Source organism: Pseudomonas syringae, from assembly GCF_021606685.1.
GTDB classification, from domain to species: domain Bacteria; phylum Pseudomonadota; class Gammaproteobacteria; order Pseudomonadales; family Pseudomonadaceae; genus Aquipseudomonas; species Aquipseudomonas syringae_R.
In genome coordinates, this window is the sequence record NZ_WKCB01000037.1 from 1 (window position 1) to 26531 (window position 26531).

Annotated in this window: 22 protein-coding genes; 12 read left to right on the plus strand and 10 right to left on the minus strand. The window is 62.0% G+C overall.

The genetic code is table 11. From position 1 onward, the window contains the following. Positions 1-855, plus strand: an 855-nt coding sequence (locus tag GIW02_RS15395) for a pyruvate kinase (RefSeq protein WP_236421926.1), incomplete at its 5' end; no start/stop codon positions are given. A gap of 66 nt (positions 856-921) precedes the next feature. On the opposite strand, the gene GIW02_RS15400 is transcribed toward GIW02_RS15395, so the two are convergent. Then, positions 922-1911: an MBL fold metallo-hydrolase gene (locus GIW02_RS15400; RefSeq protein ID WP_236414226.1), complete on the minus strand. Its 990-nt coding sequence runs from the start codon at positions 1909-1911 to the stop codon at positions 922-924. Further along, positions 1908-3026 carry an NADH:flavin oxidoreductase gene (locus tag GIW02_RS15405; protein WP_236414236.1) on the minus strand — a complete coding sequence of 373 codons (1119 nt, stop codon included), beginning with the start codon at positions 3024-3026 and terminating at the stop codon, positions 1908-1910. The genes GIW02_RS15400 and GIW02_RS15405 overlap by 4 nt, the downstream gene beginning before the upstream one ends. A 111-nt stretch (positions 3027-3137) precedes the next feature. On the opposite strand from GIW02_RS15405, the gene GIW02_RS15410 reads away from it, so the two are divergent. After that, positions 3138-4022 carry a LysR family transcriptional regulator gene (locus tag GIW02_RS15410; RefSeq protein WP_236414238.1) on the plus strand — a complete coding sequence of 295 codons (885 nt, stop codon included), beginning with the start codon at positions 3138-3140 and terminating at the stop codon, positions 4020-4022. On the opposite strand, the gene GIW02_RS15415 is transcribed toward GIW02_RS15410, so the two are convergent. Next, the gene (locus GIW02_RS15415; RefSeq protein ID WP_236414240.1) at positions 4023-4772 is read right to left on the minus strand and encodes an enoyl-CoA hydratase; all 750 of its coding nucleotides are present in this window, start codon (positions 4770-4772) and stop codon (positions 4023-4025) included. A 30-nt stretch (positions 4773-4802) separates the two neighbouring features. Further along, positions 4803-5735, minus strand: coding sequence for an iron-sulfur-binding ferredoxin reductase (locus tag GIW02_RS15420; RefSeq protein ID WP_236414242.1), 933 nt, complete (start codon positions 5733-5735; stop codon positions 4803-4805). A 336-nt stretch (positions 5736-6071) separates the two neighbouring features. Here GIW02_RS15420 and GIW02_RS15425 point away from each other — a divergent pair, with 336 nt between their 5' ends. From GIW02_RS15425 to GIW02_RS15445, 5 genes are all read left to right on the plus strand, one after another. After that, on the plus strand, positions 6072-7595 hold the full coding sequence (locus GIW02_RS15425; RefSeq protein WP_010208051.1) for a fumarate hydratase: 1524 nt from the start codon (positions 6072-6074) through the stop codon (positions 7593-7595). A 506-nt stretch (positions 7596-8101) separates the two neighbouring features. Beyond that, positions 8102-9868, plus strand: coding sequence for an ATP-binding protein (locus tag GIW02_RS15430; protein ID WP_236414244.1), 1767 nt, complete (start codon positions 8102-8104; stop codon positions 9866-9868). Beyond that, positions 9862-11187: a sigma-54-dependent transcriptional regulator gene (locus tag GIW02_RS15435; RefSeq protein ID WP_236414246.1), complete on the plus strand. Its 1326-nt coding sequence runs from the start codon at positions 9862-9864 to the stop codon at positions 11185-11187. Before GIW02_RS15430 ends, GIW02_RS15435 begins: the two co-directional genes overlap by 7 nt. A 271-nt stretch (positions 11188-11458) precedes the next feature. Continuing rightward, positions 11459-12778 (plus strand): MFS transporter, encoded by a 1320-nt coding sequence (locus GIW02_RS15440; RefSeq protein WP_236421927.1) that lies wholly within the window; start codon positions 11459-11461, stop codon positions 12776-12778. Between the two features lie 151 nt (positions 12779-12929). Next, the gene (locus tag GIW02_RS15445; RefSeq protein ID WP_236415843.1) at positions 12930-13550 is read left to right on the plus strand and encodes a flavin reductase family protein; all 621 of its coding nucleotides are present in this window, start codon (positions 12930-12932) and stop codon (positions 13548-13550) included. Between the two features lie 159 nt (positions 13551-13709). Here the strand turns inward: GIW02_RS15445 and GIW02_RS15450 are convergent, their stop codons facing one another. Both GIW02_RS15450 and GIW02_RS15455 read right to left on the minus strand, forming a co-directional pair. Then, complete coding sequence (locus GIW02_RS15450) at positions 13710-13955, minus strand: hypothetical protein (protein WP_236415840.1); 246 nt, start codon at positions 13953-13955, stop codon at positions 13710-13712. A 42-nt stretch (positions 13956-13997) separates the two neighbouring features. Continuing rightward, positions 13998-14339: an antibiotic biosynthesis monooxygenase family protein gene (locus GIW02_RS15455; RefSeq protein WP_065925866.1), complete on the minus strand. Its 342-nt coding sequence runs from the start codon at positions 14337-14339 to the stop codon at positions 13998-14000. Positions 14340-14666: 327 nt separating this feature from the next. Between GIW02_RS15455 and GIW02_RS15460 the strand changes: the two genes are divergently transcribed. Next, the gene (locus GIW02_RS15460) at positions 14667-15596 is read left to right on the plus strand and encodes an AraC family transcriptional regulator (protein WP_236415838.1); all 930 of its coding nucleotides are present in this window, start codon (positions 14667-14669) and stop codon (positions 15594-15596) included. 140 nt (positions 15597-15736) lie between these two features. Here the strand turns inward: GIW02_RS15460 and GIW02_RS15465 are convergent, their stop codons facing one another. From GIW02_RS15465 to edd, 4 genes are all read right to left on the minus strand, one after another. After that, entirely contained in the window at positions 15737-17164 is a 1428-nt protein-coding gene (locus tag GIW02_RS15465) for an ATP-binding protein (RefSeq protein WP_236415841.1), read from the minus strand. A 31-nt stretch (positions 17165-17195) separates the two neighbouring features. Next, positions 17196-17930 carry a response regulator transcription factor gene (locus GIW02_RS15470; RefSeq protein WP_236415836.1) on the minus strand — a complete coding sequence of 245 codons (735 nt, stop codon included), beginning with the start codon at positions 17928-17930 and terminating at the stop codon, positions 17196-17198. A gap of 135 nt (positions 17931-18065) precedes the next feature. After that, positions 18066-19022 (minus strand): glucokinase, encoded by a 957-nt coding sequence (locus tag GIW02_RS15475; RefSeq protein ID WP_236415834.1) that lies wholly within the window; start codon positions 19020-19022, stop codon positions 18066-18068. Beyond that, a complete protein-coding gene (gene edd / locus GIW02_RS15480) occupies positions 19019-20845 on the minus strand; it encodes a phosphogluconate dehydratase (protein ID WP_236415832.1) in 1827 nt (608 codons plus the stop codon). Before edd ends, GIW02_RS15475 begins: the two co-directional genes overlap by 4 nt. Positions 20846-21066: 221 nt before the next feature. On the opposite strand from edd, the gene gap reads away from it, so the two are divergent. The 4 genes from gap to GIW02_RS15500 all read left to right on the plus strand — a co-directional run bounded on the left by gap (position 21067) and on the right by GIW02_RS15500 (position 26519). Further along, entirely contained in the window at positions 21067-22068 is a 1002-nt protein-coding gene (gene gap, locus GIW02_RS15485) for a type I glyceraldehyde-3-phosphate dehydrogenase (RefSeq protein WP_236415830.1), read from the plus strand. 201 nt (positions 22069-22269) lie between these two features. Beyond that, on the plus strand, positions 22270-22788 hold the full coding sequence (locus tag GIW02_RS15490) for a sigma-70 family RNA polymerase sigma factor (RefSeq protein WP_236415822.1): 519 nt from the start codon (positions 22270-22272) through the stop codon (positions 22786-22788). Positions 22789-22862: 74 nt separating this feature from the next. Then, positions 22863-23831: a FecR domain-containing protein gene (locus GIW02_RS15495; RefSeq protein ID WP_236415815.1), complete on the plus strand. Its 969-nt coding sequence runs from the start codon at positions 22863-22865 to the stop codon at positions 23829-23831. A 117-nt stretch (positions 23832-23948) separates the two neighbouring features. Then, a complete protein-coding gene (locus GIW02_RS15500) occupies positions 23949-26519 on the plus strand; it encodes a TonB-dependent receptor (protein WP_236415814.1) in 2571 nt (856 codons plus the stop codon). Positions 26520-26531 lie beyond the last annotated feature (12 nt).

Consider the following 26531-nt stretch of genomic DNA (forward strand, 5'->3'; position numbering starts at 1 on the left):
GCCGACATGGAATACGCCCGTAAACTGCGCGACGAAGCCGGCGGCACCGCTTGGCTGGTGGCGAAGATCGAACGCGCTGAAGCCGTGGCCGATGACGAAACCCTCGACGGTCTGATCAAGGCTTCCGACGCGGTCATGGTTGCCCGTGGCGACCTGGGCGTAGAGATCGGTGACGCCGAGCTGATCGGTATCCAGAAAAAAATCATCCTGCACGCACGCCGCCACAACAAGGCGGTAATCGTGGCGACGCAGATGATGGAGTCGATGATCCAGAACCCGATGCCGACCCGTGCCGAAGTGTCCGACGTGGCCAACGCCGTGCTCGACTACACCGACGCCGTGATGCTCTCGGCTGAAAGTGCTGCTGGCCCGTACCCGCTGGAAGCGGTCCAGGCCATGGCGCGTATCTGCGTCGGTGCCGAAAAGCACCCGACCAGCAAGACCTCCAGCCACCGCATCGGCAAAGTGTTCGAAAGCTGCGACCAGAGCATCGCCTTGGCCGCCATGTACACCGCCAACCACTTCCCGGGTGTGAAGGCGATTATCGCCCTGACCGAAAGTGGCTACACGCCGCTGATCATGTCGCGTATCCGTTCCTCGGTACCGATCTACGCGTTCTCCCCGCACCGCGAAACGCAGGCCCGTGCGGCCATGTTCCGTGGTGTCTACACCGTTCCGTTCGATCCGGCTTCGTTGCCGCCTCATGAAGTCAGCCAGGCTGCCATCGATGAGCTGATCAAGCGTGGCGTTGTGGAGAAAGGCGACTGGGTCATCCTGACCAAGGGCGACAGCTACCACACCATCGGCGGCACCAACGGCATGAAGATCCTGCACGTTGGCGACCCAATGGTCTGAGTCATACGCTGAAAAACAAAAGCCCCGCCATGTGAATGGCGGGGCTTTTTGTTTTTTGGGCTAGCCCTATTCAACAACGCCAGCAGTGACCGGCTCACAGCTGGGGTACTTGCCACAAAGCGTGAAATCCCGGTAGGCCTTCTGCACAGCTCCGCCCCCGCTGCGCAACTTCGCCGCCTCAAGCACCTCCAGCAAATGTGCGCGCCCCAGCTGCAAGGGGGTTTCCTGCGGCGCATAGTGCAGGCCGATGGGGTTCTCTACATAGGGCGCTCGCTGCTCAATGTGCGAGCCCAATACATGCGCCACAGCGCGGCTGGCGGTGAAGTCGACAAGCCGCTGCACGCTGTCCTGCATAACCTGCGGGTCGGGGTCGTTCACATAGATCCGTCCGGGATACACAAAATCGCCAGTCAACAGCACGGCGGTTTGGCGGTCATACACGGCAATGCTCGTCGGATCGTGCCCCGGCACAGGAATAATGTCGAGAACGCGCCCGCCGAGATCGTAGGCAACACGTTGTAGCGGCCAGCGGGTAATGCCAAAGAACCCCTTGAGCACCTCTATATCATTGGGTTTGACGAAAGTTGTACCCGGCCGTTTTGCAAACTGGGCATCACCCCACACATGGTCGGCATGACCATGCAAGTGCGTGACTACCAAGGGAATCGATGGGCGGCCATGACGCGCCAGCCATTGATTGATCACCTGGTCGACAACCCCCACCACGTTCGGCCCACGGCCAGTCGCAGGGTGCGCATCATTACCCGCTCCGGTATCAAACAGGATTGCCCGATCATTGCCAAACAGCAGGTACAGGAACGGCTTGTCACTGCTCACGCAGCCCGACTGACGCAGGATGTACAGGTTTTCGTTGTAGGGATGGACCTGGAAATCATCGCGCAACGTCGCGCACGCCGGGCCGGCGCTGAGCCACTGCGCAGGCAATGATCCCGCTTCAAACAACGGCGCGGTCTTTGCCGCCGCACCGGCAATGGGCGCGCCCGCAATCGCGATCAACAGTCCGGCGAGGGCCAGCCAGGGCTTTCGCAAGCTCATGCGTATTCTGCGCCGAATGCCAATTCACTGTCCTTGATGTTGGCAATCGGGCCAAGAATCACGTTATCGAACGGCCTGGGCTCACGCCCCGAGGCATACAGCAGGGGCAAGTCTGGATTGCTCAGGGCGCCTTCACCCTGGGCAATGAGGTCGGCACCATCGTGCAACGCATCATTGGCCCGCCCGATATCAAGCAGGCTCCCATTGGCAATGATCGTCAGGCCCGGCGCATACCGACGCGCCAGCGCCACCAGGGTCTCCTGCCCGCCAGCAAACGCCGGCTGCCAGGCTCGGTACTCGCTGACGTGGATGAAGTCAGCACCCGCCTGCGCCAGGGACGAGAAAATGACCTGCGCATCCGCTTCGCCACCTGGCCACTTGTAGACGAAGTCATTCACTTTGCTTTGCGAAATGCGCATCCCCACCGGCACTTTGCTGCCCAGTTCGGCTTTGATCGCCTTGACGATGCCCAGCAGCAACGCCACACGGGCATGAATGTCACCGCCCCAGCGGTCCTGACGCTGGTTGGTGTAGGTGGTCAGGAATTGATCGAGCAGATAGCCGTGGGCACCGTGGATCTCAATGCCATCAAAGCCACTGATGTTCACTGCACGCACCGCCGCATCGACGAAGCCCTGGATCACTTCTGCGATTTGCACTTCGCTGAGTTCAAGGGGCTCATTGTAGCGACCGACCCCGTAGTAGAAGGGCATTTGCTCGCCTACCGGCTGCACCGCCGACGGGGCTGCACTGCGTTTGGAAAACCGGTTGCCCTGGCTCAGCGCCCCTGCATGCATGAGTTGTGCAAACACTTTTGTACCCTGTTGCTGCAGGGCTTGGTTGGTGGCTGTCCACGAGCAGGCCTGCGCGTCACTCACCAGGCCCGGCTGGTACAGGTAGCCCTGGGAAAAGGCCTGGTCGGTGTACAAGCCTTCGCTGATGATCAGCCCAAAACCGCCCTTGGCGAATCGAAGGTAATAGTCGTGCATGGCCGGCGTGAGGAGCCCGTCTTCGGTGGCGCTCACACGGGTCATGGGTGCCACGGCAAGGCGGTTCGCCAACGATGCATTTTTAATAACATATTTGGATAAAACTTTTTGGCTCAAATCAGTCATGCTTGTTCACTCCACGCGCACCATTTGCGGTCTGCGCGAAAGCTAACGCACGCGACATGAGCGCTCAATGCCCCCCACCGTGAAGGCGCTATAACGGATATCGATATAATTATGCTGACTTCAGACCTACGCGTGTTTATTGCCGTCTCCTCAACGGGCAGCCTTTCAGCCGCCGCACGCCAGCTTGACGTGACGCCGATGCAGGTCTCGCGCCGCGTGGCGGCGCTGGAAGAAGAGCTGGGCGTGCGCCTGTTTCATCGCTCGACACGCTCGGTGTCACTGACCGCCGAGGGCGAAGCGCTGCTGCCCCACGCCTTCGCCATGAGCGAGGCGGAGGACAATGCCCGACGTGAACTCGGCCAGACCTCCAGCCGAGTGTCCGGCGTATTGCGCGTAAGTACCCCGAGCATCTTCGGCCAGTCCATCGTCGTGGCGTTGCTGCCGCGCTTGCTGGAGGACTACCCGGACCTCAAGGTCGAGATCAATATCAGCGAGCAGATGGCCGATATCGTCGCCCAGGGAATGGATGTGGCGCTGCGCATAGGCCCACTGGCCGATTCGGAACTGATCGCCCGAAAAATCAGCGTCAACCCGCGACTGATCTGCGCCTCGCCCGAGTACCTGCAACGGCGCGGCCATCCAACCGTGGTGAGTGACCTCGACGCCCACGACTGCATCATCCTCGATAGCGCGCCCCGCTGGCCCTTGGTGATTGACCACACACTGCAACCCAGGCGCATGCGCGGGCGCTTTCAGACCACCAGCGTCGATACCGTGAGGGCCGCGGCCATTCAGGGCCTGGGCCTGGCGATGCTGACGTGCGTAGACGTGTGCAGGCAACTCAAGGACGGCTCGCTGGTGCAAGTGCATTTGCAGGATGCGTCCCTGGAGGACCTGGCGGTGTGGGCGATCATGCCCAGCCGGCGCTACGTCCCGGCGCGGGTCAAGGTGTTCCTCGAGGCGCTTGAGGCCGACCTGGCCGAGCTGCCGATTTGATCAACGCCGCGCGATAAACCCAGACAACGCCGCAATCGCTTCCGGCGACTTGAGGCGTTGGGTGAACAACGCACCCTCCTCTTCAATCACTGTGCGCAACTGCTCGCGATCGACACTTTTCATCAATTGCTTGGTGACCTGTACCGCCCCTGGCGCCAGGCTTTCAAAGCGCTCGGCTACCTCGCGCGCCTTGGCCAGTGCGGCCTCACCGCTGCTCAACGCCTCGGTGGCAATCCCCCACGCCACCGCCTGTTCGCCGCTGAAGCCCTCGCCCAACAGCAACAGTTCTGCGGCTTTTGCATGCCCCAGCAGACGCGGCAGGATCAAGCTCGAACCAAACTCCGGGCACAACCCCAGGTTGACGAACGGCATGCGCAGGCGCGCGTCACGGCTGATATAGACCAAGTCGCAATGCAGCAGCAGCGTCGTGCCGATGCCCACCGCCGCCCCTGCGACGCCAGCGATCACCGGCTTGCGGCAATTGAGCAGGCTTTGCATGAAGTGAAACGGTGGGCTGTCGAGGTCGGTGGGGGGCTGCTCAAGGAAGTCGCCGATGTCGTTGCCGGCGGTAAAACAGTCGCTACTGCCCTGGATCAGCACCGAGCGGATAGCCGCATCCGCATCGGCCTGCTCCAGCGCCTCGGCCAGTTGGCTGTACATCGCACGGGTCAGGGCGTTTTTCTTGTCGGGGCGATTGAGCTGCAGGGTCAGCACCCCGCGTTCGCGTTGCTGCAGGATGGCGTCGGTCATGGCGAGTCTCGCGGTGGTGGAATTCAGCGCTCAACCACGGGGCACAAACACGTCGGCCAGCAGTTGATTGCGCGGCAACCCCGCCAGGAACAGGCGCTTGGAAAACGCCTCGACGCTGGCTGGGTGCCCGCAGAGTAAAGCCAGCGTCTGCCGCGAAACAAGCCGCAGTTGCGCCAATGCCTGGGCCGACTGCGCCTCGGTCCACAGTTCCACCGACAGGTTGGGATGCTGCGCAGCCAGCGCCGCCAGGGGTTCGGCCAGGTAGTGACCGCTGGCCTCATGGGCCAGGTGAATCACACGGATGGCGCCTTGGTGATCCTGGCGCAGCGCCTCACGCAGTACGCCCCACAGCGGGCCCAGGCCGGTGCCGGACGCCAGCAACCACAATGGCCGGGATTGCCAGTCGGGATCGTATTGCAGCGCGCCGCCACGCAATTCGCCCAGCCGCAGCCTGTCGCCCACCTGTAACTGCCGGGCAAGATCGCTGAACTGGCCGGGCTGGCGGCAATCGAGGTGAAACTCCAGAAAGGGCTCGTCCTGGGGCAAGCTCGCCAGTGAATAGGGCCGCGCCACCTGCCCTGCCCACAGCACCAGATGCTGCCCGGCGCGATAACGCAGGCCACGCTCCGGTTGCAGACGCAGGCGCAGCACCGTCGCGTTCAACCAGTCTGCGCCCACCACCTGGGCCGGCAAACCGTCACGCGCCGGGTCGAACGCCTCGACCCGCAGATCCGCGCTGACCTGGCATTGGCAGGCCAGACGCCAGCCGTCCTGACGTTGCGCGGGGCTCAGGGCGTCGGGCTGCTTGTCGTCGACCTCGCCCTGGCAACGCACCAGGCAGGCATGGCAACTGCCAGCGCGGCAACTGTAAGGCACGGCCACACCCGCCTGGTTCAAGGCATCCAGCAGGTTGCTGCCGGTGGCGACCGACCAGTGGCGTTCGCCGACGTGCAGTTCAGGCATATAAAGGCTCAAGCAGTGTGAAGATCGCTAACCATACCGCGAGCGGCTCGATTGTGGGAGCGGGCTTGCTCGCGACGGCGGTGTGCCTGTCGACATACAGGGTGACTGATACTCCGCCTTCGCGAGCAAGCCCGCTTCCACATCGGCCCCGTGTTCACACCCATCAGAGTTTGACCATAGTCGGGTGTATCGGCCACCGCGTCGGGTTATACTGCCGCGCCTTTTTAGCGTCGCGCCAGCACCACTTTGGCGTGCCTTGGAAAGGTGGGCTCAGCCGACCGATGCAACACTGGGCCCACCTTTTATTGAATGTTCCCTTATAGAGGAGCGCGACTCATGACCGTGATCAAGCAAGACGACCTGATTCAGAGCGTTGCCGACGCCCTGCAATTCATTTCCTACTACCACCCCGTTGATTTCATCCAGGCCATGCACGAAGCCTACCTGCGCGAAGAATCGCCGGCCGCCCGTGACTCCATCGCCCAGATCCTGATCAACTCGCGCATGTGCGCCACCGGCCATCGCCCGATCTGCCAGGACACCGGTATCGTTACCGTGTTCGTGCGCGTGGGCATGGACGTGCGTTGGGATGGCGCCACCATGGGCCTGGACGACATGATCAACGAGGGCGTGCGTCGCGCCTACAACCTGCCGGAAAACGTCCTGCGTGCCTCCATCCTCGCCGACCCGGCAGGCGCGCGTAAAAACACCAAGGACAACACGCCTGCGGTCATCCACTACTCCATCGTCCCGGGCAACACCGTGGAAGTGGACGTGGCGGCCAAGGGTGGCGGCTCCGAGAACAAATCGAAAATGGCCATGCTCAACCCGTCCGACTCGATCGTCGACTGGGTGCTCAAGACCGTTCCAACCATGGGCGCCGGCTGGTGCCCACCGGGCATGCTCGGCATCGGTATCGGCGGCACTGCCGAGAAAGCTGCGGTGATGGCCAAGGAAGTGTTGATGGAATCCATCGACATCCACGAGCTGAAAAAGCGCGGCCCGCAGAACCGTATCGAAGAGATGCGCCTGGAGCTGTTCGAGAAGGTCAACCAACTGGGCATCGGCGCCCAGGGCCTGGGTGGCCTGACCACCGTGCTCGACGTGAAGATCATGGACTACCCGACTCACGCCGCCTCGCTGCCGGTGTGCATGATCCCCAACTGCGCCGCCACCCGTCACGCGCACTTCGTGCTCGACGGCTCGGGCCCGGCGTCGCTGGAAGCGCCACCGCTGGACGCCTACCCGGAAATCGTCTGGGAAGCCGGCCCGTCGGCCCGCCGCGTCAACCTCGACACCCTGACCCCGGAAGAAGTACAAAGCTGGAAACCGGGCGAAACCGTGTTGCTCAACGGCAAGATGCTCACCGGCCGCGACGCGGCGCACAAGCGCATGGTCGAGATGCTGAACAAGGGCGAAACCCTGCCGGTGGACCTAAAAGGTCGCTTCATCTACTACGTTGGCCCGGTTGATCCGGTGCGCGAAGAAGTGGTTGGCCCGGCCGGCCCGACCACCGCCACGCGCATGGACAAGTTCACCCGTCAGATCCTCGAGCAAACCGGCCTGCTAGGCATGATCGGCAAATCCGAACGTGGCCCGACCGCCATCGAAGCGATCAAGGACCACAAAGCCGTGTACCTGATGGCCGTGGGCGGCGCTGCTTACCTGGTGGCGCAAGCCATCAAGAAGTCGCGCGTGGTGGCCTTCGCCGAACTGGGCATGGAAGCGATCTACGAGTTCGACGTGAAAGACATGCCGGTCACCGTCGCGGTGGACAGCAAGGGCGAATCCGTACACATCACCGGTCCTGCCATCTGGCAGAAAAAGATCAGTGAAAGCCTGGCGGTAGAAGTGCAGTAAGCACCCTCCCGCAAGCACAAAGGCGACTGCGGCCCATGGCCCAGTCGCCTTTTTTATGGCCAGTTCTTTTGTGCCAAGCAGGCTTGTCTGACCATTGGCTTATATGGCCATGGATTTATGTAACCATTGGCTTATATGACCAAGGGCTTATGTGGCCATCGGCTTATATCACCAAGAGCTTATGTGGCCATTGGCTTATATCACCAAGAGCTTATGTGGCCATTGGCTTATATGACCAAGAGCTTATGTGGCCACTGGCTTATGTGGCGAGCGGGCTTGCCCGCGTTGGGCTGCGAAGCGGCCCCAATAAGGTCACCGCGATGTGTCAGTGATACCGAGGCGCCAGGTTTCAGGGCGGCTTCGCCACCCAACGCGGGCAAGCCCGCTCGCCACACAAGCCCGCTCGCCACAAAAAACCTGCTCACCACCCAAAGCCCCCACCCAACACAAGACCCAGGCAGCACATGGTATGGTGCTCCCCCCTAATTGCAGCTGTTCATATCCGTATGATCGCGATCCCTCGCCCCCTGCGCCTGACCTTCTACTCCCTGCTGATCATCGCCGGTGCCGTGCTGGCCGCTGCCTTGGCCACCCGCCATGCCGAGCGCCAGGCCCTGGTGGATGACGCCGCCCGCGCCAACCAGCAGCTCGCGCTGTACGCCAACTCGCTGCACACCCTGATCGAACGCTATCGCGCCCTCCCCGCCGTGCTCGCGCTGGACTCGGAAATGATCAGCGCCTTGAAGAGCCCGCTGGATGCCACCACCCAGGATCTGCTCAACCGCAAACTGGAGCGCATCAATGGCGCTGCACAGTCTTCAACCCTGGAATTGATGGACCGCACCGGCCTGGCTGTGGCCGCCAGCAACTGGAACTTGCCGAGCAGTTACGTGGGGCACAACTACGCGTTCCGGCCGTATTTCAGCCAGACCTTGAGCCAGGGCACCGGGCGTTTTTATGCGGTGGGGGTGACCACCGGGGTCCCGGGGTATTTCCTCTCCAGCGCAGTGGTGGATGAACACGAGCAGTTCCTCGGCGCCATGGTGGTGAAGTTGGAATTCCCCGAGCTTGAGCGCGAATGGGCCCAAGGCAATGACCTGCTGCTGGTCAGCGACGCGCGCGGCATCGTGTTTATCGCCAACCAGCCGGGCTGGCGCTACCGCAACCTGCGCCCGCTGTCGGCCAGCGACCTGGCTGAACTCAAGGCCACCCGCCAATACGACAAGAAACAGCTGCAACCGCTGCAGGCTGAATCGCTGCAACGCTTCGATGAAAACAGCCACCTGATGCGCGTCAACGGGCCCGATGGCAACGCCAATTACATCTGGGAATCCCTGCCGCTCAAGGCCGAAGGCTGGACCCTGCACCTGCTGCGCAAACCGCAGTTCGCCTTTGAAGACCAACGCAACGCCGGCCTGGCCGCCGCCGGTTCCTGGCTGGCGCTGGTGTTCCTGCTGCTGTTCCTCACGCAGCGCTGGCGCCTTGCCCGCTTGCGCCAACGCAGTCGCGAGGAGCTTGAGCAACTGGTTGAAGAACGCACCCAGGCCCTGCGCACCGCTCAGGATGGTTTGGTGCAATCGGCCAAGCTGGCGGCGCTGGGGCAGATGTCCGCTGCACTCGCCCATGAAATCAACCAACCACTGACCGCCCAGCGCATGCAGTTGGCCACCTTGCGCCTGCTGCTGGACCACGGCCGGGTGGACGACGCCTACAAGGCCCTGACCCCGCTGGACGATATGCTCACACGCATGGCCGCGCTCACCGGCCACCTCAAGACGTTTGCACGCAAAAGCCCGAGCGGCCTGCGCGAACGCCTGGATTTGGCCACCGTGGTCGACCAGTCCCTGCACCTGCTGGATGCGCGCCTGCGCGACGAAGCCATCGGCGTGGTACTCGACCTGGCCCGCCCCGCCTGGGTTCGTGGCGATGCGATCCGCCTTGAACAGGTGCTGATCAACCTGCTGCGCAATGCCCTCGACGCCATGGCCGACAAACCGCGCAAACGCCTGGAAATCCGCCTGCACGCCGACCAACAGCTGTGGCAACTCACCGTCAGCGACAGCGGCGGCGGGATCGCCCAAGAGCACCTCAACAGCGTGTTCGACCCGTTCTTCACCACCAAGCCGGTGGGCGACGGGCTCGGCCTCGGGCTGGCGGTGTCCTACGCTATCGTGCACGAACTGGGCGGTCGCCTGATCGCCAGTAACCGTGGCGACGGCGCGGTGTTTACCCTGAGCCTGCCTATCGCACTGGAGACGCCCGACCTATGTTGAACGCCGTGATTGTGGTCGATGACGAAGCCAGCATTCGCACGGCCGTCGAGCAATGGTTGAGCCTGTCCGGGTTTGACGTGCAGCTGTTCAGCCGTGCCGAGGAATGCCTGGCGCAATTGCCCAAGGACTTTCCCGGCGTCATTCTGAGCGACGTACGCATGCCCGGCCTCAGCGGCCTGGAGCTGCTCGCCGAAGTGCAACGCCGTGACGCTGACTTGCCGGTGATCCTGCTGACCGGGCATGGCGACGTGCCGATGGCCGTCGACGCCATGCGCGACGGCGCCTACGACTTTCTGGAAAAACCCTTCAGCCCCGACGCCCTGCTCAACAGCCTGCGCCGGGCGCTGGACAAGCGCGGCCTGATCCTCGAAAACCGTCGCCTGCACCAACAGGCCGACCATCGCGCGCAATTGGAAAACAGCCTGCTGGGCGTGTCCCGAGGCCTGCAGAACCTGCGCCGCCAGGTGCTGGACCTGGCGAGCTTGCCGGTCAACGTGCTGATTCGTGGTGAAACCGGCAGCGGCAAAGAGTTGGTCGCGCGCTGCCTGCATGATTTCGGCCCACGGGCAAAAAAGCCGTTCGTGGCGCTCAACTGTGCCGCGATCCCCGAGCAACTGTTTGAGGCTGAGCTGTTCGGTCACGAAAGCGGCGCGTTCACCGGCGCCCAGGGCAAACGCATCGGCAAGCTGGAATATGCCCATGGCGGTACGCTGTTCCTCGACGAAATCGAAAGCATGCCCCTGGCCCAGCAGGTCAAACTGCTGCGCGTGCTACAGGAACAGAAGCTGGAGCGGCTGGGCTCCAATCACAGTATTCAGGTGGATTTGCGCATCATCGCCGCCACCAAGCCGGACTTGCTGGAAGAAGCCCGCGCCGGGCGTTTTCGTGAAGACCTGGCGTATCGGTTGAACGTCGCACAGCTACGCCTGCCGCCGTTGCGCGAGCGCCGTGAAGATATTCCGCTGCTGTTCGACCATTTTGCGCAGAGCGCCGGCGAGCGTTTGGGTCGCAGTGTTGAGCCGCTGAGCGGCGCGCAACTGGGGCGCCTGCTCAGCCATGACTGGCCGGGCAATGTGCGTGAGCTGGCCAACGTCGCCGAGCGCCAGGTGCTGGGCCTTGGCGACCCGGAGCCGGAAGGCATCGAGGCCGGGCAATCCTTGGCCTCGCAACAGGAAGCCTTCGAGGCCCATTGCCTAAAAGCCGCGCTGACCCGACACAAGGGCGACATCAAGGCGGTGCTGGCCGAGCTGCAACTGCCGCGCCGCACCTTCAATGAGAAGATGCAGCGGCATGGGTTGGTACGGGAGATGTTTCTCTAGCGATCTTGAGGACGCCATCGGGGGCAAGCCCCCTCCCACATTTCGAGGTGTGAACACAGCCAAATGTGGGAGTGGGCTTGCCCGCGATGGCGGCGGCAGCCATAAGCGGATTTCCGCTTACCCATCACAAATCATCAGCGACTTTCCGCTCAATAAAACCTCGCAGCCCTTCTAAACCGGGCCTTCACCTACCTGGCACAGCTCCTGCTATAGCCCAAGCCAGGCTGCGCAAGCGCCGCTCCATAAAAACAACTAGATGAAGGATCCTTCAATGGATAACTCCAACACTTTGCCTCTGGGGTCGGCGGCTGCGCCGGCGAAAGAACGCACCACCTCCAGCCGGATCAAATCGATTTTCAGCGGCTCCGTCGGCAACATGGTCGAGTGGTATGACTGGTACGTCTACGCCGCCTTCTCGCTGTACTTCGCCAAGGCCTTCTTCCCTGCAGGCTCCTCCACCGCCCAGTTGATGAACACCGCCGCGATCTTTGCCGTGGGTTTCATCATGCGCCCGATCGGTGGCTGGTTGATGGGGATGTACGCCGACTACAAAGGCCGCAAGGCCGCGTTGATGGCCTCGGTGCTGCTGATGTGCTTCGGCTCGTTGCTGATTGCCCTGACCCCGGGCTACGACACCATCGGCATCGGCGCACCGATCCTGCTGGTGCTCGCACGCTTGCTGCAAGGCCTGTCGGTCGGCGGTGAGTACGGCACCTCGGCCACCTACTTGAGTGAAATGGCGACCAAGGAACGTCGCGGTTTCTTCTCCAGCTTCCAGTACGTGACCCTGATCTCCGGCCAGCTCATTGCCCTGGCGGTATTGATCGTGCTGCAACAAGTGCTGACCACCGAGCAGCTGTATGCGTGGGGCTGGCGTATCCCGTTCGCCATCGGTGCCCTGTGCGCAGTCGTCGCGCTGTACCTGCGTCGCGGCATGGAAGAAACCGAGTCGTTCACCAAGAAGGAAAAAGCCAAGGAAAGCGCGATGCGCACCTTGATGCGCCACCCCAAGGAAGTACTTACCGTGGTCGGCCTGACCATGGGCGGCACCCTGGCCTTCTACACCTACACCACCTACATGCAGAAATACCTGGTGAATACCGTCGGCATGAGCATCTCCGACTCCACCACCATTTCGGCAGCGACGCTGTTTCTGTTCATGTGCATACAACCGCTGGTCGGTGCTCTGTCGGACAAGGTCGGGCGTCGGCCGATCCTGATCGCCTTCGGCATCCTCGGCACGCTCTGCACGGTACCGATCCTCACCACCCTGCACACCATCCAGACCTGGTGGGGCGCGTTCTTCCTGATCATGGCAGCGCTGATCATCGTGAGCGGCTACACCTCGATCAACGCAGTGGTGAAAGCCGAACTGTTCCCAACCGAGATCCGCGCCCTGGGCGTTGGCCTGCCCTATGCACTGACCGTATCGATCTTCGGCGGCACCGCTGAATACATCGCACTGTGGTTCAAGAGCATCGGCATGGAAACCGGCTACTACTGGTACGTGACCGCGTGCATCGCGGTGTCGCTGGTGGTCTACGTGACCATGAAAGACACCCGCAAGCATTCGCGCATCACCACCGACTAAAGAACCAATGCGGTAAAAATGTGGGAGCGGGCTTGCTCGCGAATACGGTCTGTCAGCTACCGAACTGGGTGACTGACAGACCGTATTCGCGAGCAAGCCCGCTCCCACATTGGTTATGATGCGTGCCCCAGAACCGCGTATGGAACAGGCCATGTCTGACGATATCCACTTCTACGAACCCGCCAACGGCCACGGCCTGCCCCACGACCCGTTCAACGCCATTGTCGGGCCACGCCCGATTGGCTGGATCTCCTCACACGACAGCGAAGGCCGCCTGAACCTGGCGCCCTACAGCTTCTTCAATGCGTTCAACTACATTCCGCCGATCATTGGGTTTTCCAGTGTCGGGCGCAAAGACAGCCTGAACAATATCGAACAGACCGGCGAGTTCGTGTGGAACCTGGCCACCCGCCCGCTGGCCGAGCAGATGAACCAGAGCTGCGCGGCGGTATCGCCAGAGGTCAACGAATTCGAACTGTCCGGCCTGACGCCGGTGGCGTCGAAAATCGTCGGCGTGCCACGGGTGGGCGAGAGCCCGGTGTCGTTCGAGTGCAAGGTGACGCAGATCATCCAGCTGCAACGCGCCGACAAGGCACTGGTGCCCAGCTGGCTGGTGCTGGGCGAGGTGGTCGCGGTGCACATTGCCAAGTGGCTGCTCAAGGATGGCATCTACGACACCGCTGCCGCCGAGCCGATTTTGCGCGGGGGTGGCCCGGCGGACTACTTCCAGCTGGGGCCTGAGGCGCTGTTCAAGATGCATCGCCCGCGCTGATTGATCATTTTCCAACAAACATAACTGAACGGTGTGGGAGCCGGGCTTGCCCGCGATAGCGCAGTGTCAGCCACCTAATGAGTCGGCTGGCATGCCCTCATCGCGGGCAAGCCCGGCTCCCACATGTGTTCTTTGTTGGCCAATAAAAAGTGCTCGGCTTCAGCTTGCAGCAGTTGCCCAGGTCAGCTGACCTTCTTCGTCCACATCGACCAGGCGCTCCAATTGCACAGTCGCTGCATCGTCGGCGTCGGAGGCGGTCTTGAACTTCTGGCCATCAAGGATCTTGTGAAACTGCGGTGCGCCCATGCCGTCCAGTGCCTTGACGGCGACGGCGGCGCTGTAGCCCCCTTCACCGGGTACTACGGCGGAAACGGCTTCGTGCTGAGCAAATTGTCTACGTGCCATGTTGCAGGTCCTGGCCAATGGAAAAGTCGGCCATTCTAACCCTCAACCGGCGAGTTGCAGGTACTCGCCGTAGGCATTGGCGGCGGATGCATCGGTGAAGGTCTGAAAGTCCATGCTGCGCACGACCATGTCGTTCAGCAACTCGGTAAAGATCATCAAGGCCGGCGAGTTGAAGTAGGCGCTCATCGCCTGCTCGCTGCTCCAGAAACCCGAGATCAACCAGACATCGGGGTCGACCTGAGAATGCTGCAACGAAAATTGCAGGCAACCCTGAGCCTGGCGGCCCGGTTCGATCAAACTGCTCAAGCGTGCACCGAGTTCGGTGCTGCACCCGGTGCGGGCGCGGATAAAGGCCATATGGCTCGCGGGAATGGGGGTGGACATGTTCGACTCTCCCGTTGAGAAGTGATGCTCGGCAAGCACTGTGAGGGCGTGTTGCCACAGGATCAAAGATAACGGCGTGGGTGTGAACGCGGTTAGTCAATTCCTGCCGGCTTATTGCACAATCCTGCGAGAAGCGTAAACAAGACGCTTGGCGCCGTGGTTTTATTCCACGGGCAAACGTATTGTTTCAGGGGCATGACAGACCCGCTGCTTGCCTGATTGACGATGTTTCGCAGGATCAGGCAAGGATGGTGCAGGATCGACGTAACACTTTTTGGAACCCGCCGCTAAGCTGAGCCCATCGTAAAAGCACTCAGAGGACGCTCCATGTCGTCGCCCGAATATCACGCCATGCCCCTTGATGCCGATATGGAAAGACAGCGCGAAGAGTTGGCCTGCATTGTCTGCCGACATACCTGGGAGGACGGCTCCTACGGCACAGCGATCACCTCACTGTTCCTCAATCGTCACAACACGCCCCGCGATTTCATGCCGGTGCTGGTAGAACCTGCGCTGTGCATCCTGGCCCATGGCCGCAAGGAGGTCCGCCTGGCGGACGAAGTCTTCGCCTACGACCCGCTCAATTACCTGGTGTTTTCGGTCGCGATGCCGGTGGCCGGCCGGATCATCGAAGCCACCCCGGATGACCCGAACCTGTCGGTGCGCATCAACATCGACCCGGCGCAGCTGACGGCCCTGATCGCAGAAGCCGGGCCGATGGGCGTACCGTCGCGGCCGACCTCCCGTGGGATGTACGTGGACCGCATCGACACCCAACTGCTCGATGCCGTGCTACGCCTGGCGCGCTTGCTGGACTCGCCGAAAGATATCGCGATGCTGGCGCCGTTGATCAACCGCGAAATTCTTTACCGCTTGTTGCGCGGCCCACAGGGTTATCGCCTGTACGAAATTGCCGTGGCCAACAGTCAGAGCCATCGCGTCAGCCAGGCGATCAAGTGGTTGAACCGCAACTACGAACAACCGCTTCGCATCGATGATCTGGCCAAGGAAGTGAACCTCAGCGTCTCGACCTTGCATCACCGTTTCAAGGCGATCACCGCCATGAGCCCGCTGCAGTACCAGAAGCAGCTGCGCTTGCAGGAAGCCCGGCGGCTGATGATCGCCGAAGGGCTGGAAGCCTCGGCGGCGGGGTATCGGGTGGGGTATGAAAGCCCGTCGCAGTTCAGCCGCGAGTACAGCCGGTTGTTTGGAGCGCCGCCGTTGAGGGATTTGGCCAGGTTGCGCCAAAGTGTCTGACCTGATGGGGATCAAAATGTGGGAGGGGCGGTGCGACGATTCGACTTGCTCCCGATGGCTGTGGGTCAGCTATAGATAAGCTGACTGATACTCCGCCATCGGGAGCAAGCCCCCTCCCACATTTTGATCTGTGGTGTTTGTCAGTCCAGGGTTCGAGGCAGTTGCAAGGTCACGCGTAAGCCGCCCTCGCGCAAATTCTGCAAGCTCACTTCACCGCCATGGCTATGGGCAATATTGCGCGCAATGCCTAGACCCAATCCGTAACCCTGCTGATGCCCGGCCAAGCGAAAGTGCGGCTCGAAGACTTGCTCCAGGCGCTGTTCCGGCACGCCAGGGCCTTCGTCGTCGACGTGCAGGACAAATTCAGCGCCATCGTCTTCGATGTGCAAATGCGCGTTCTGCCCGTACTTCAGGGCGTTGTCGATCAGGTTGCCGATGCAGCGCTTGAGCGCCAGCGGCTTGCCCGAGTAGGCCGTCAGGGCGCGACCGTGCTGCGTCACCCGACCATTGCCGTTGGGTGCCAGGTACGGTTCCACCAGGCAGTCGAGCACGTGGTTGAGGTCCACGGGCTCGATATTTTCGTGGATGTCCGTGTCTTTCACGCATTGCAGCGCGCCCTTCACCAGCAGCTCCAGTTCATCCAGGTCGCGGCCGAATTTGGTTTGCAGGTTCTCGTCTTCAAGCAGTTCCACGCGCAGACGCAGGCGGGTGATGGGCGTGCGCAAGTCGTGGGAAATCGCACTGAACAATTGGCTGCGCTCGGTCAGGTAGCGGCTGATGCGTTCGCGCATGGCATTGAACGCACGGCCCACTTCCACCACTTCGCTGCCGCCGCCTTCGGCCACCGGTTCCACGTCCGCGCCCAGGGACATGTCCCGCGCCGCCCGCGCCAGGCGCTTGAGTGGCCGGCTCTGCCAGTGCACCAGCAAACCGATGAACAACAGCAGAAAGCCGCTGGTCAGCACGATAAACCACACCTGCTGCGACGGCAGGCCTTGTTCTTCAAGGCTGGTGTAGGGCTCGGGCAACAGCGACGCGATGTACAGCCATTCGCCCGGCGCCAGCTGGATCTGGGTCACCAGCACCGGCGGGTTCACCGGCTCCAGGGTCAGCGCGTAATGCGCCCAGGAGCGCGGCAGTTCATCGAGCTTGAGGCCGGCATTGAAGATGCGCAGGTCTTCGGCGCTGACGAACTCCACCGAGATATGCACGTCGGCGCCGAGGGTCTGGCGCAGCACGTCATCCACTGCCACCAGCACCGCCTGTTTACGCGGGGTTTCAGGCAACACTTGCATGTCCAGCGGACGGTCATTGAGGGTCACCACAAACCGAGTGCCGCCCATGCTGCGCAATTGGTCAAGCACCAACGGCCGATAGGCCACCGGCAACGAGCGAAAGTAACTCACGCTGGCCGTCATCGAGTGCGCCAGGCTGCGGGCACTGGTGACCAGGCCTTCGAGCTGAGTGGCGCGCAATTGCGACACCCAGATCACGCTGGACAGCGCCTGGGCGAACAGCACCGCGAGCAAGGTCAGCAGCAGCATGCGCCCCAGCAGCGAGCGCGGCACCGGGAAGCGGCGGCGACGCTCGGTCAGGTGTTCAGTGGGCATTGCCGGCAACCACGCTGGCTGCCAGTTGATAACCGCTGCCGCGTACGGTGCGGATCAGCCTCGGGGGTTTTTCGGTATCACGCAGGCGCTGGCGCAGACGGCTGACCGCCATGTCGACAATGCGGTCCAGCGGCATCAGGTCGCGGCCTCGGGTAGCGTTGCCGATGGTGTCGCGGTCGAGGATCTGTTGGGGGTGGTCGAGAAACAGTTTGAGCAGTGCAAAGTCGGCGCCGGAAAGGATCACCTCTTCACCGTCCACGTGAAACAGCCGGTGGCTGATCATGTCCAGGCGCCATTCGTCGAACACCAACACTTCGCCACCGCCGCTGCGCTCCTGGCCAAACTGGCAACGGCGCAACAGGGCCTTGATCCGCGCCTGCAACTCGCGCGGGCTGAACGGCTTGCCGATGTAGTCGTCGGCGCCCAGCTCCAGGCCGATCACGCGGTCGGCCTCGTCAGAGCTGGCGGTAAGCATGATGATCGGCACCTGCGCCTGGCGCGGGTGCTGGCGGATCCAGCGGCAAAGGCTGAAACCGTCTTCGTCCGGCAACATCACATCAAGGATGACCAGGTCACATGGCGCCTCGTTCATCGCCTGGCGGAACCCCGCGCCATCCGGCACGCCACGCACCTGGAAACCGGCACGACTGAGGTAGGTCTGCAGCAATTCGCGGATTTCCTGGTCGTCGTCGACGAGGAGAATCGATTTACTGATTACGCTCACGGGGTCCTCCTTGTTGTTATGGGGGGTTCTTGAGGGCCCTATCGGGGGCAAGTCGAATCGTCGCACCGCCCCTCCCACAATTTGAAATGCATTCCAATGTGGGAGCGGGCTTGCTCGCGAAGAGGCCCTCAGCCCCTACGCAAAAGCCTGCTCAAGCGCCACCCCAGCCCCGGTCAACCCGGAATACGGCGCGGTCACCAGCCACACCGGAATGCCTTTGAAGTAGTCGCTCATGCAGCCCTTGTCACTGAAGCTCTTGGCAAAGCCGCTGTTGATAAAGAAGTCGGCAAACCTCGGTATCACGCCACCCACGATGTATACGCCACCGCGCCCACCGGTGGTCAGCACGTTGTTGCCCGCGACCCGGCCCAGCCAGATGCTGAACTGGTCGAGTACTTCCATGGCGATCGGGTCACCGGCCAGGCCCGCTGCCGTAATGGCTTCGGGAGTGTCCAGCACGGGCGTGTGCCCGTCTACTGCACAGATCGCCCGGTACAGACGCGGCAGGCCGCCACCGCTCAAGGCGGTTTCGGCGCTGACGTGCCCGATTTCAGTGTAGATGTGCTGCCACAGCTGGGTTTCACGCGGGCTGCTCAGGGGCAGGTCGACGTGCCCACCCTCCCCCGGCAACGCGGCAAAACGGCCCGCGCCCAGGTCGAGCAAGGTGCCGACGCCCAGGCCTGTGCCCGGGCCGATCACCACCGCCGGGCGCAATGGCTCCGGCGTACCGGCGCAGACCACGCGAAATTCATCCGGCTGCAGGCGGGTCATGCCCAGGGCCATGGCCGAGAAGTCATTCACCAGCAGCAGCTCATCCACCTGCAACATCCGGCAAAACGCTGTCTTGCTCAAGCGCCAGTGGTTATTGGTGAATTTGAACTCATCCCCACTCACCGGCCCGGCCACCGACAGGCACACCGCGCCGATGTCGCCGATTTCCAGGCCCTCTTCCTTGAGATAGACCTTGATCGCATCCTCAGGGCTTTTGTGATCCGCGGTGGCGTGCACTCGAATCGAGTGCAGCGCCTGATCCCGCCACAACGCAAAACGGGCGTTGGTACCGCCGATGTCACCGACCAGCGCAAGCTTCAATTAAGCGTCTCCAAGGCAGAGGTAAAGGCGCTGGCGCCCTGCTCTGCGGAGCTTGCGGCCAAGCGCATGAATGCAAACAACTCGCGACCGGCCCCCACGTTATTGCCCAACAGGCCCGTGGCAGGCGTGCGCGCTGCAAATTCTTCGGCGTCCACTTTAAGCTCCAAGGTGCCTGTGACGCCATCCACGCGAATGATGTCGCCATCGCGCACGCGTGCCAGCGGCCCGCCGCTCTGGGCTTCGGGGTTCACGTGGATCGCGGCGGGAATCTTACCCGACGCGCCGGACATACGCCCGTCCGTCACCAGCGCAACTTTGAAGCCACGGTCCTGCAGCACGCCGAGGAACGGGGTCATCTTGTGCAACTCGGGCATGCCGTTGGAGCGCGGGCCCTGGAAGCGCATGACGGCAACAAAGTCTTTTTCCAGTTGGCCAGCCTTGAACGCGTCGGCCAGGTCCTGCTGATCCTGGAACACCACCGCCGGTGCTTCGACGACCTGATGCTCAAGGGCAACTGCCGAGACTTTCATCACGCCACGGCCCAGGTTGCCTTCCATCACGCGCAAGCCGCCTTCCGGGGAGAACGCGCGGGCTACCGGGCGCAGAATGGTTTCGTCGAGGCTTTCGATGGGGCCGTCGCGCCAGATCAGTTCGCCATCGACCAGGAACGGCTCCTGGGTGTAACGGCTCAGGCCCTTGCCAGCCACGGTGTTGACGTCTTCGTGGAGCAGGCCGGCTTCGAGCAGTTCGCGGATCAGGAACGACATGCCGCCCGCCGCCTGGAAGTGGTTGATGTCCGCCTTGCCGTTCGGATACACGTGGGACAGGGTCGGCACCACCTCGGAGAGGTCGGCCATGTCGTCCCAGGTGAGGATGATGCCCGCCGACATGGCGATGGCCGGAATGTGCAGGGTGTGGTTGGTGGAGCCGCCGGTGGCGTTGAGGGCGATGATGGAGTTGACGATGGACTTCTCGTCGACAATTTCGCCGATCGGCGTGAAGTTGCCGTTGGCCTTGGTCAGGCGCGTGACCTGGTGCGCGGCTTCGCGGGTCAGTGCGTCACGCAGCGGTGTGTACGGGTTGACGAACGAGGCGCCCGGCAAGTGCAGGCCCATCACTTCCATCAACAGCTGGTTGGTGTTGGCAGTGCCGTAGAAGGTGCACGTGCCGGGGCTGTGGTAGGACTTCATCTCCGATTCCAGCAGCTCTTCGCGGGTCGCCTTGCCTTCGGCGTAGCGCTGGCGCACATCGGCTTTCTGCTTGTTGGAGATGCCCGACGGCATCGGCCCGCCCGGCACGAAGATCATCGGCAGATGGCCGTAGCGCAGCGCGCCCATCATCAGGCCGGGGACGATCTTGTCGCAGATGCCCAGCATCAGCGCGGCGTCGAACATGTTGTGGGACAGCGCTACCGCCGTGGACATGGCGATGACTTCGCGGCTGAGCAGGCTCAGCTCCATACCGGGCTCGCCTTGGGTTACGCCGTCGCACATGGCGGGGGTGCCGCCGGCGAACTGGCCGACCGAGCCGACTTCGCGCAGGGCTTTCTTGATCTGTTCGGGGAAATGTTCGTAGGGCTGGTGCGCCGAAAGCATGTCGTTATATGACGAAACAATTGCCACGTTGGCGGCATTCATCATACGCAGGCTATTTTTATCTTCAGTGCCGCAACCGGCCACGCCGTGGGCAAAGTTGGCGCATTGCAGCTTACCGCGCATCGGGCCGTCGCTGGCTGCGCCGCGAATGAGCGCAAGGTAAGCCTCGCGGGTGGCTCGGCTGCGGGCAATAAGCCGTTCGGTGACCTCAAGGACGCGGGGATGCATGTGTAGAACTCCAGGCTAACGGATGTGGCGACCTGAGAGTCTATGCTGGTCAAACGCCCGCCGCGAAGAGGTTGGCAGGGTGTTACTTGACCAATCGGACCAGTTGATTCAGGTCACTCGTTGTAGATTGAACAAAATATTGCCACTAAAAAGGCTTGTTTTCTATTTTTATGCGAATAATCTTGTAATTCTTACAACAAATCGACGACAGGCACTCTCCAATGACTCTTCGTATCGCAATCAATGGTTTTGGCCGTATCGGCCGTAATGTCCTGCGCGCACTGTATACCCAAGGCTACCGCCAGGATTTGCAGATCGTCGCCATCAACGATCTGGGCGACAGCTCGATCAACGCCCACCTGCTTAAATACGATACCGTGCATGGCACTTTCGACGCAGAGGTCGCCCACGATCAGGAAAGCCTGACCGTCAATGGCGACCGGATTGCCGTGAGTGCCATTCGTAACCCGGCCGACCTGCCGTGGGCTGCGCACAAGATCGACGTGGTGTTCGAGTGCACCGGCCTGTTCACCGACCGTGACAAAGCTGCCGCCCATATTACCGCTGGCGCGCGCAAGGTGATTATCTCGGCCCCGGCCAAGGGCGCGGATGCCACCGTGGTCTACGGCGTGAACCATGACATTTTGCGTCAATCCCACCAGATCATCTCCAACGCTTCGTGCACCACCAACTGCCTGGCGCCGGTCGCCCAGGTGCTGCACCGCGAACTGGGCATCGAAAGCGGCCTGATGACCACGATTCACGCCTACACCAACGACCAGAACCTGACCGACGTCTACCACACCGACCCGTACCGCGCGCGCTCGGCCACTCAGAACATGATCCCGAGCAAGACCGGCGCCGCCGAAGCCGTCGGCCTGGTGCTGCCGGAACTGGCAGGCAAGCTGACCGGCATGGCCGTGCGTGTACCGGTGATCAACGTGTCGCTGGTGGACCTGACCGTTCAATTGAAAAAAGAAGCGACCGCCGAAGAGGTCAATGCGCTGCTCAAGCAAGCCAGCCAGCATTCGAAAATCCTTGGTTACAATACGCTGCCGTTGGTCTCCAGCGACTTCAACCATAACCCGCTGTCGTCGATTTTCGATGCCAATCACACCAAGGTCAGCGGCAAGTTGCTCAAAGTGCTGGCTTGGTACGACAACGAATGGGGCTTCTCCAACCGTATGCTGGATAACTGCCTGGCGCTCTGTAACGCCGAGTAAATCCGTTTTGTGATGAGCTTTATGTGGGAGGGGGCTTGCCCCCGCTTGCAGTGTGTCAGTCAATACATTCATAACTGACCCATCGCTATCGGGGGCAAGCCCCTCCCACATTTGACCCGTGCAAGGCCTGCAGAAATAGTTCCTTGCCATTTGAGTTGATGATAAGCATTATCATTAACTGCAAATCGGTCTGGTATCACTGTGAGCCAATCTCGTTTCAACCAAGTCTTTCTCACTCAACGGGTGATTCTGCTACGCACCTTGCAGCGGATGGTCAATAACCACAGCACCGCCGAGGACCTGTTGCAGGAAACCTACCTGCGCGTCACCCGGGCCCTCAGCGAGCGGCCGATCGATCATCTCGAACCCTTCGTCTATCAAACCGCGCGCAACCTGGCGCTGGACCACCTGCGTTCGCGCAGAATTCAGGCCCGCACACTGCAGGAAGATGTGCCGCTGGACGTCCTGCAAAGCGTCGCTGCCACCACCAGCACCCCCGAAGACGCTACCCAGGCCGAGCAAATGCTGGAGCACCTGAGTGTCAGCCTGGGTCAGCTGAGTGCTCGCCAGCAACGCATCTTCATCCTCAGCCGGCTGCACGGGTGCAGCTACCAGGAGATTGCCGATCAGTTGGACGTGTCCTTGAGCACCGTGCAAAAGGAACTCAAATTGATCATGGCCATCTGCGTAGGTGTGGCCGAAAGGCTGGATCGGCTTTAAGCTCCATCCGACAGATATGTCGACCCATGCCGTAGGAAAGACGAACAAAACGTGGCAAAGACCCGAGGAACACCGTGACGGACCCGAATAAACTGCGCCCCCATGAGCTGGCTCATGAGGTGTTGCAAGACGTGGCGATGGACCAAGCCCTCGACTGGCTGATCGCCTTGCAGTGCCCGCAGCCCGGGCAGCAGGCCGAGTTTGAAGCCTGGCTGGCCAGCGACCCCGCCCATGTTCACGCCTTTGGCAAAGCCCAGGCTGCCTGGGGTGGCGCGCCGGTGCACAGCGCCGCCGTCGCCCTCGCCGCGCCTCGCACACCCAGCGCCTGGCGCCGGGTCAAACCGCACTGGAAACCCTTGGCCACCGCCGCCGTGCTGGTGATCGGCCTGTTCAGTTTCAGCAACCTGCCGGTACGCCTGCAGGCCGATCACCTCACGGTGGTCGGCGAACGCCAGCGCCTGCAACTGGACGATGGCTCCAAGGTGCTGCTGAACACCAACTCGGCGTTTTCCAGCAGCATCAAGGACCACCAACGCATCGCCCGCTTGTATCAGGGCGAGGCGTTTTTCGAAATCGCCCCCAGCCATGGCCTGCCCCTGGAAATCGACGCCGGCCCCGTGCGCGCCAGCGTGCGTGATACCGACTTCGCCGTGCGCTACCTCAATGGCGAAGCCCAGGTGCAGGTGCAACGCGGCGATGTGGACCTGAGCAATACCTTCGACGATGCGCGCGTACGCCTGCGTGCCGGCGAAAGTATCCGCATCGGGCCCAAAGGCTTTGGCCAGCCGGCCAAGCTCAACGCCAACAAAGACCTGGCCTGGGTGCAGGGCCGGCTGATTTTCGAAAACTGCCCGATGAGCGAAGTCCTCGCAGAATTGCGCCGCTACTACCCCGGCTGGATCCTCAATACCAACGACCAGCTCGCCAGCGTCGCCGTCACCGGCAACTATCGCCTCGACCAGCCCCTGGACGTGGTGCGCTCGCTGGCCCACATCACCTCGGCCAAGCTGTCGGAATACCCCGCGCTGGTCATCTTGAACTAAATGAGAATTATTTTTACTCGATAGCCCTGGGCGGTACGTCTCGTCTTAGCCAATGCAACTGATTCCTATTTGATTCGGTTCGCAACTATAAGATTCGTACCTTCCGGAGCGCTCTCGATGTCCTCTCGTTTCAACCGCCGGTCCTCTTCGCCCGTCCTGTCGTTGCTGACCGCCGCCATCCTGCTGGCCGGCGCACCGGTGATGGCCGCCACCGCCGCCGAGCCTGCCCCGCGCAGCCACGGCAACTACAACTTCCAGATCGAACAGCAGCCACTGGTTTCGGCACTCAATGCCTTTACCGCCGTGACCGGCTGGCAAGTCGGCCTGCCGGCGGAGCTGGGCCAGGGTGTGTCGTCACCTGGCGTGCGCGGCCCGCTGTCGCCGGAAAAAGCCCTGGACCGGCTGTTGGTGGGGACCAACCTGAACTACCGCAAACTGGGCAATAACAACATCGTGCTGGAAAAACGCGCAACGGGCGGCACCCTCAACCTGCAACAGGTGACCATCAGCGCCACCCGCAACGAGCAGGCGGTGAACAGCGTTCCAAGCACCGTCAGCGTGCATGACCGCGAAGAGCTGGACCGCCTGAACGTCGGCAACAGCCGCGACCTGGTGCGCTACGAACCGGGTGTGTCGGTGGGGGGCGCCGGTACGCGCTCCGGTAACGCCGGTTTCAATATCCGCGGTATCGACGGCGACCGCATCCTTACCCAGGTCGATGGCGTTGAAGTGCCTGACCACTTCTCCAACGGCCCTTACGCGCAAACCCGGCGCAACTATGTCGACCCGGAAATCGTCAAGCGCGTCGAGATCCTGCGCGGCCCGGCCTCGGCCCTGTACGGCAGCAGCGCTATCGGCGGCGCAGTGAGTTATTTCACCCTCGACCCGGACGACATCATCAAGCCCGGCAAAGACGTCGGCGCGCGCCTGAAAACCGGCTACAGCTCCGCCGACGAAAGCTGGCTGACCTCCGGCACCGTCGCCGGCCGCGTGCAGGACTTCGACGGTTTGCTGCACCTGAGCCAGCGCAACGGCCACGAAACCGAATCCTACGATGGCAACAACGTCACCGGCCTGAATCGCACCGGCGCCAACCCGGAAGACGCACGCACCACCAACGTATTGGCCAAGCTGGGCTGGAACTATGGCGACGACAACCGCCTCGGCCTGACCTACGAGAAGTACAAGGACGACCGCGACACCAACCAGAAAAGCGCGGTGGGCGGTCCGTACAACACCGGCTTCAACAGCAACCTCTACCGTGCGCGGGCGGGTAACGACACCATCACTCGCGAGCGTTTCGCGGTTGAAAACAGCTTCGCCCTCGAATCGCCGATTGCCGACCGGATCAAGACCAGCCTCAACTACCAGATCGCCAAGACCGACCAGACCACCACCGAACACTACGTGTCGGGTGCGCGCAATTTGCAGCGCGATCGCCAGACGCTCTACCAGGAAAAACAATGGGTCTTCGACGCCCAGTTGGACAAGGCGTTTGCGATCGGTGACACCGACCATGCGGTGACCTACGGCACCACGCTCAAACAGGCCAAAGTCACCGGCTCGCGCACCGGCAGCGCAACCTGCCTGACCGTCAGCGCTGACTGCGCAGCCGTCGGCGCGCCCAGCACCAACCCGCGAGACATCGTCGTACCGGCCAGCGACTTCCCGGACCCGACCATCAACACCTACGCCCTGTTCGCCCAGGACCAGATCAGCTGGGGCAAATGGACCTTCCTGCCCAGCGTGCGTTACGACTACACCCAGCTCAAGCCCAAGCTGACCGAGGACTTCCTCAACTCCACCGACCCGAATCGGCAGTTTGCCCACGACGACAGCGACAAGACCTGGCATCGCGTCTCGCCGAAATTCGGCCTGACCTACGCCCTGACCGACAACTACACCTGGTTCGGCCAATACGCCGAAGGTTTCCGCACGCCGTCGGCCAAGGCCCTGTACGGCCGCTTCGAAAACCTCCCGCAAGACTACGTGGTTGAGCCCAACCCGGACCTCAAGCCGGAAACCAGCAAGAGCTATGAAACCGGTCTGCGTGGCAACTTCGAGTCGGGCAACTTCGACGTGGCGGTGTTCTATAACAAGTACCGCGACTTCATCAACGAAGACGCCGCCTTGCTGTCGCCCACCGGCACCGCGTTCAAGGCCAGCAACATCAAGCACGCCACCATCAAGGGCGTGGAAGCCAAAGGCCGCCTGAACCTCGACGCCTTCGGCGCACCACACGGCCTGTACACCCAGGGCTCGGTAGCCTATGCCTACGGCCGCAACGAGGACACGGGCGAGCCGATCAACAGCGTCAACCCGCTCAAGGGCGTGTTCGGCCTGGGTTATGAGCAGGACAACTACGGCGCGCTGGTCAGCTGGACCCTGGTCAAGAAGCAGGACCGTGTCGACAAAAACACCTTCTTCTCACCTGACGGCGACCAAAACAAAGCCCCGTTCAAAACCCCGGGCTTCGGCATCCTCGACCTGACCGGTTTCTACAAAGTCACCAACGACGTGACCATCAACGGCGGCGTGTACAACCTGACCGACAAGAAGTACTGGAACTGGGATGACGTGCGCAGTTTCGATGGCATCGGCGAAGCCGGCGTGACCGCGCCCGCCAACATCGACCGCCTGACCCAGCCCGGCCGCAACTTTGCGATCAACGTGATCTGGGATATCTGACGAAAGCCACCT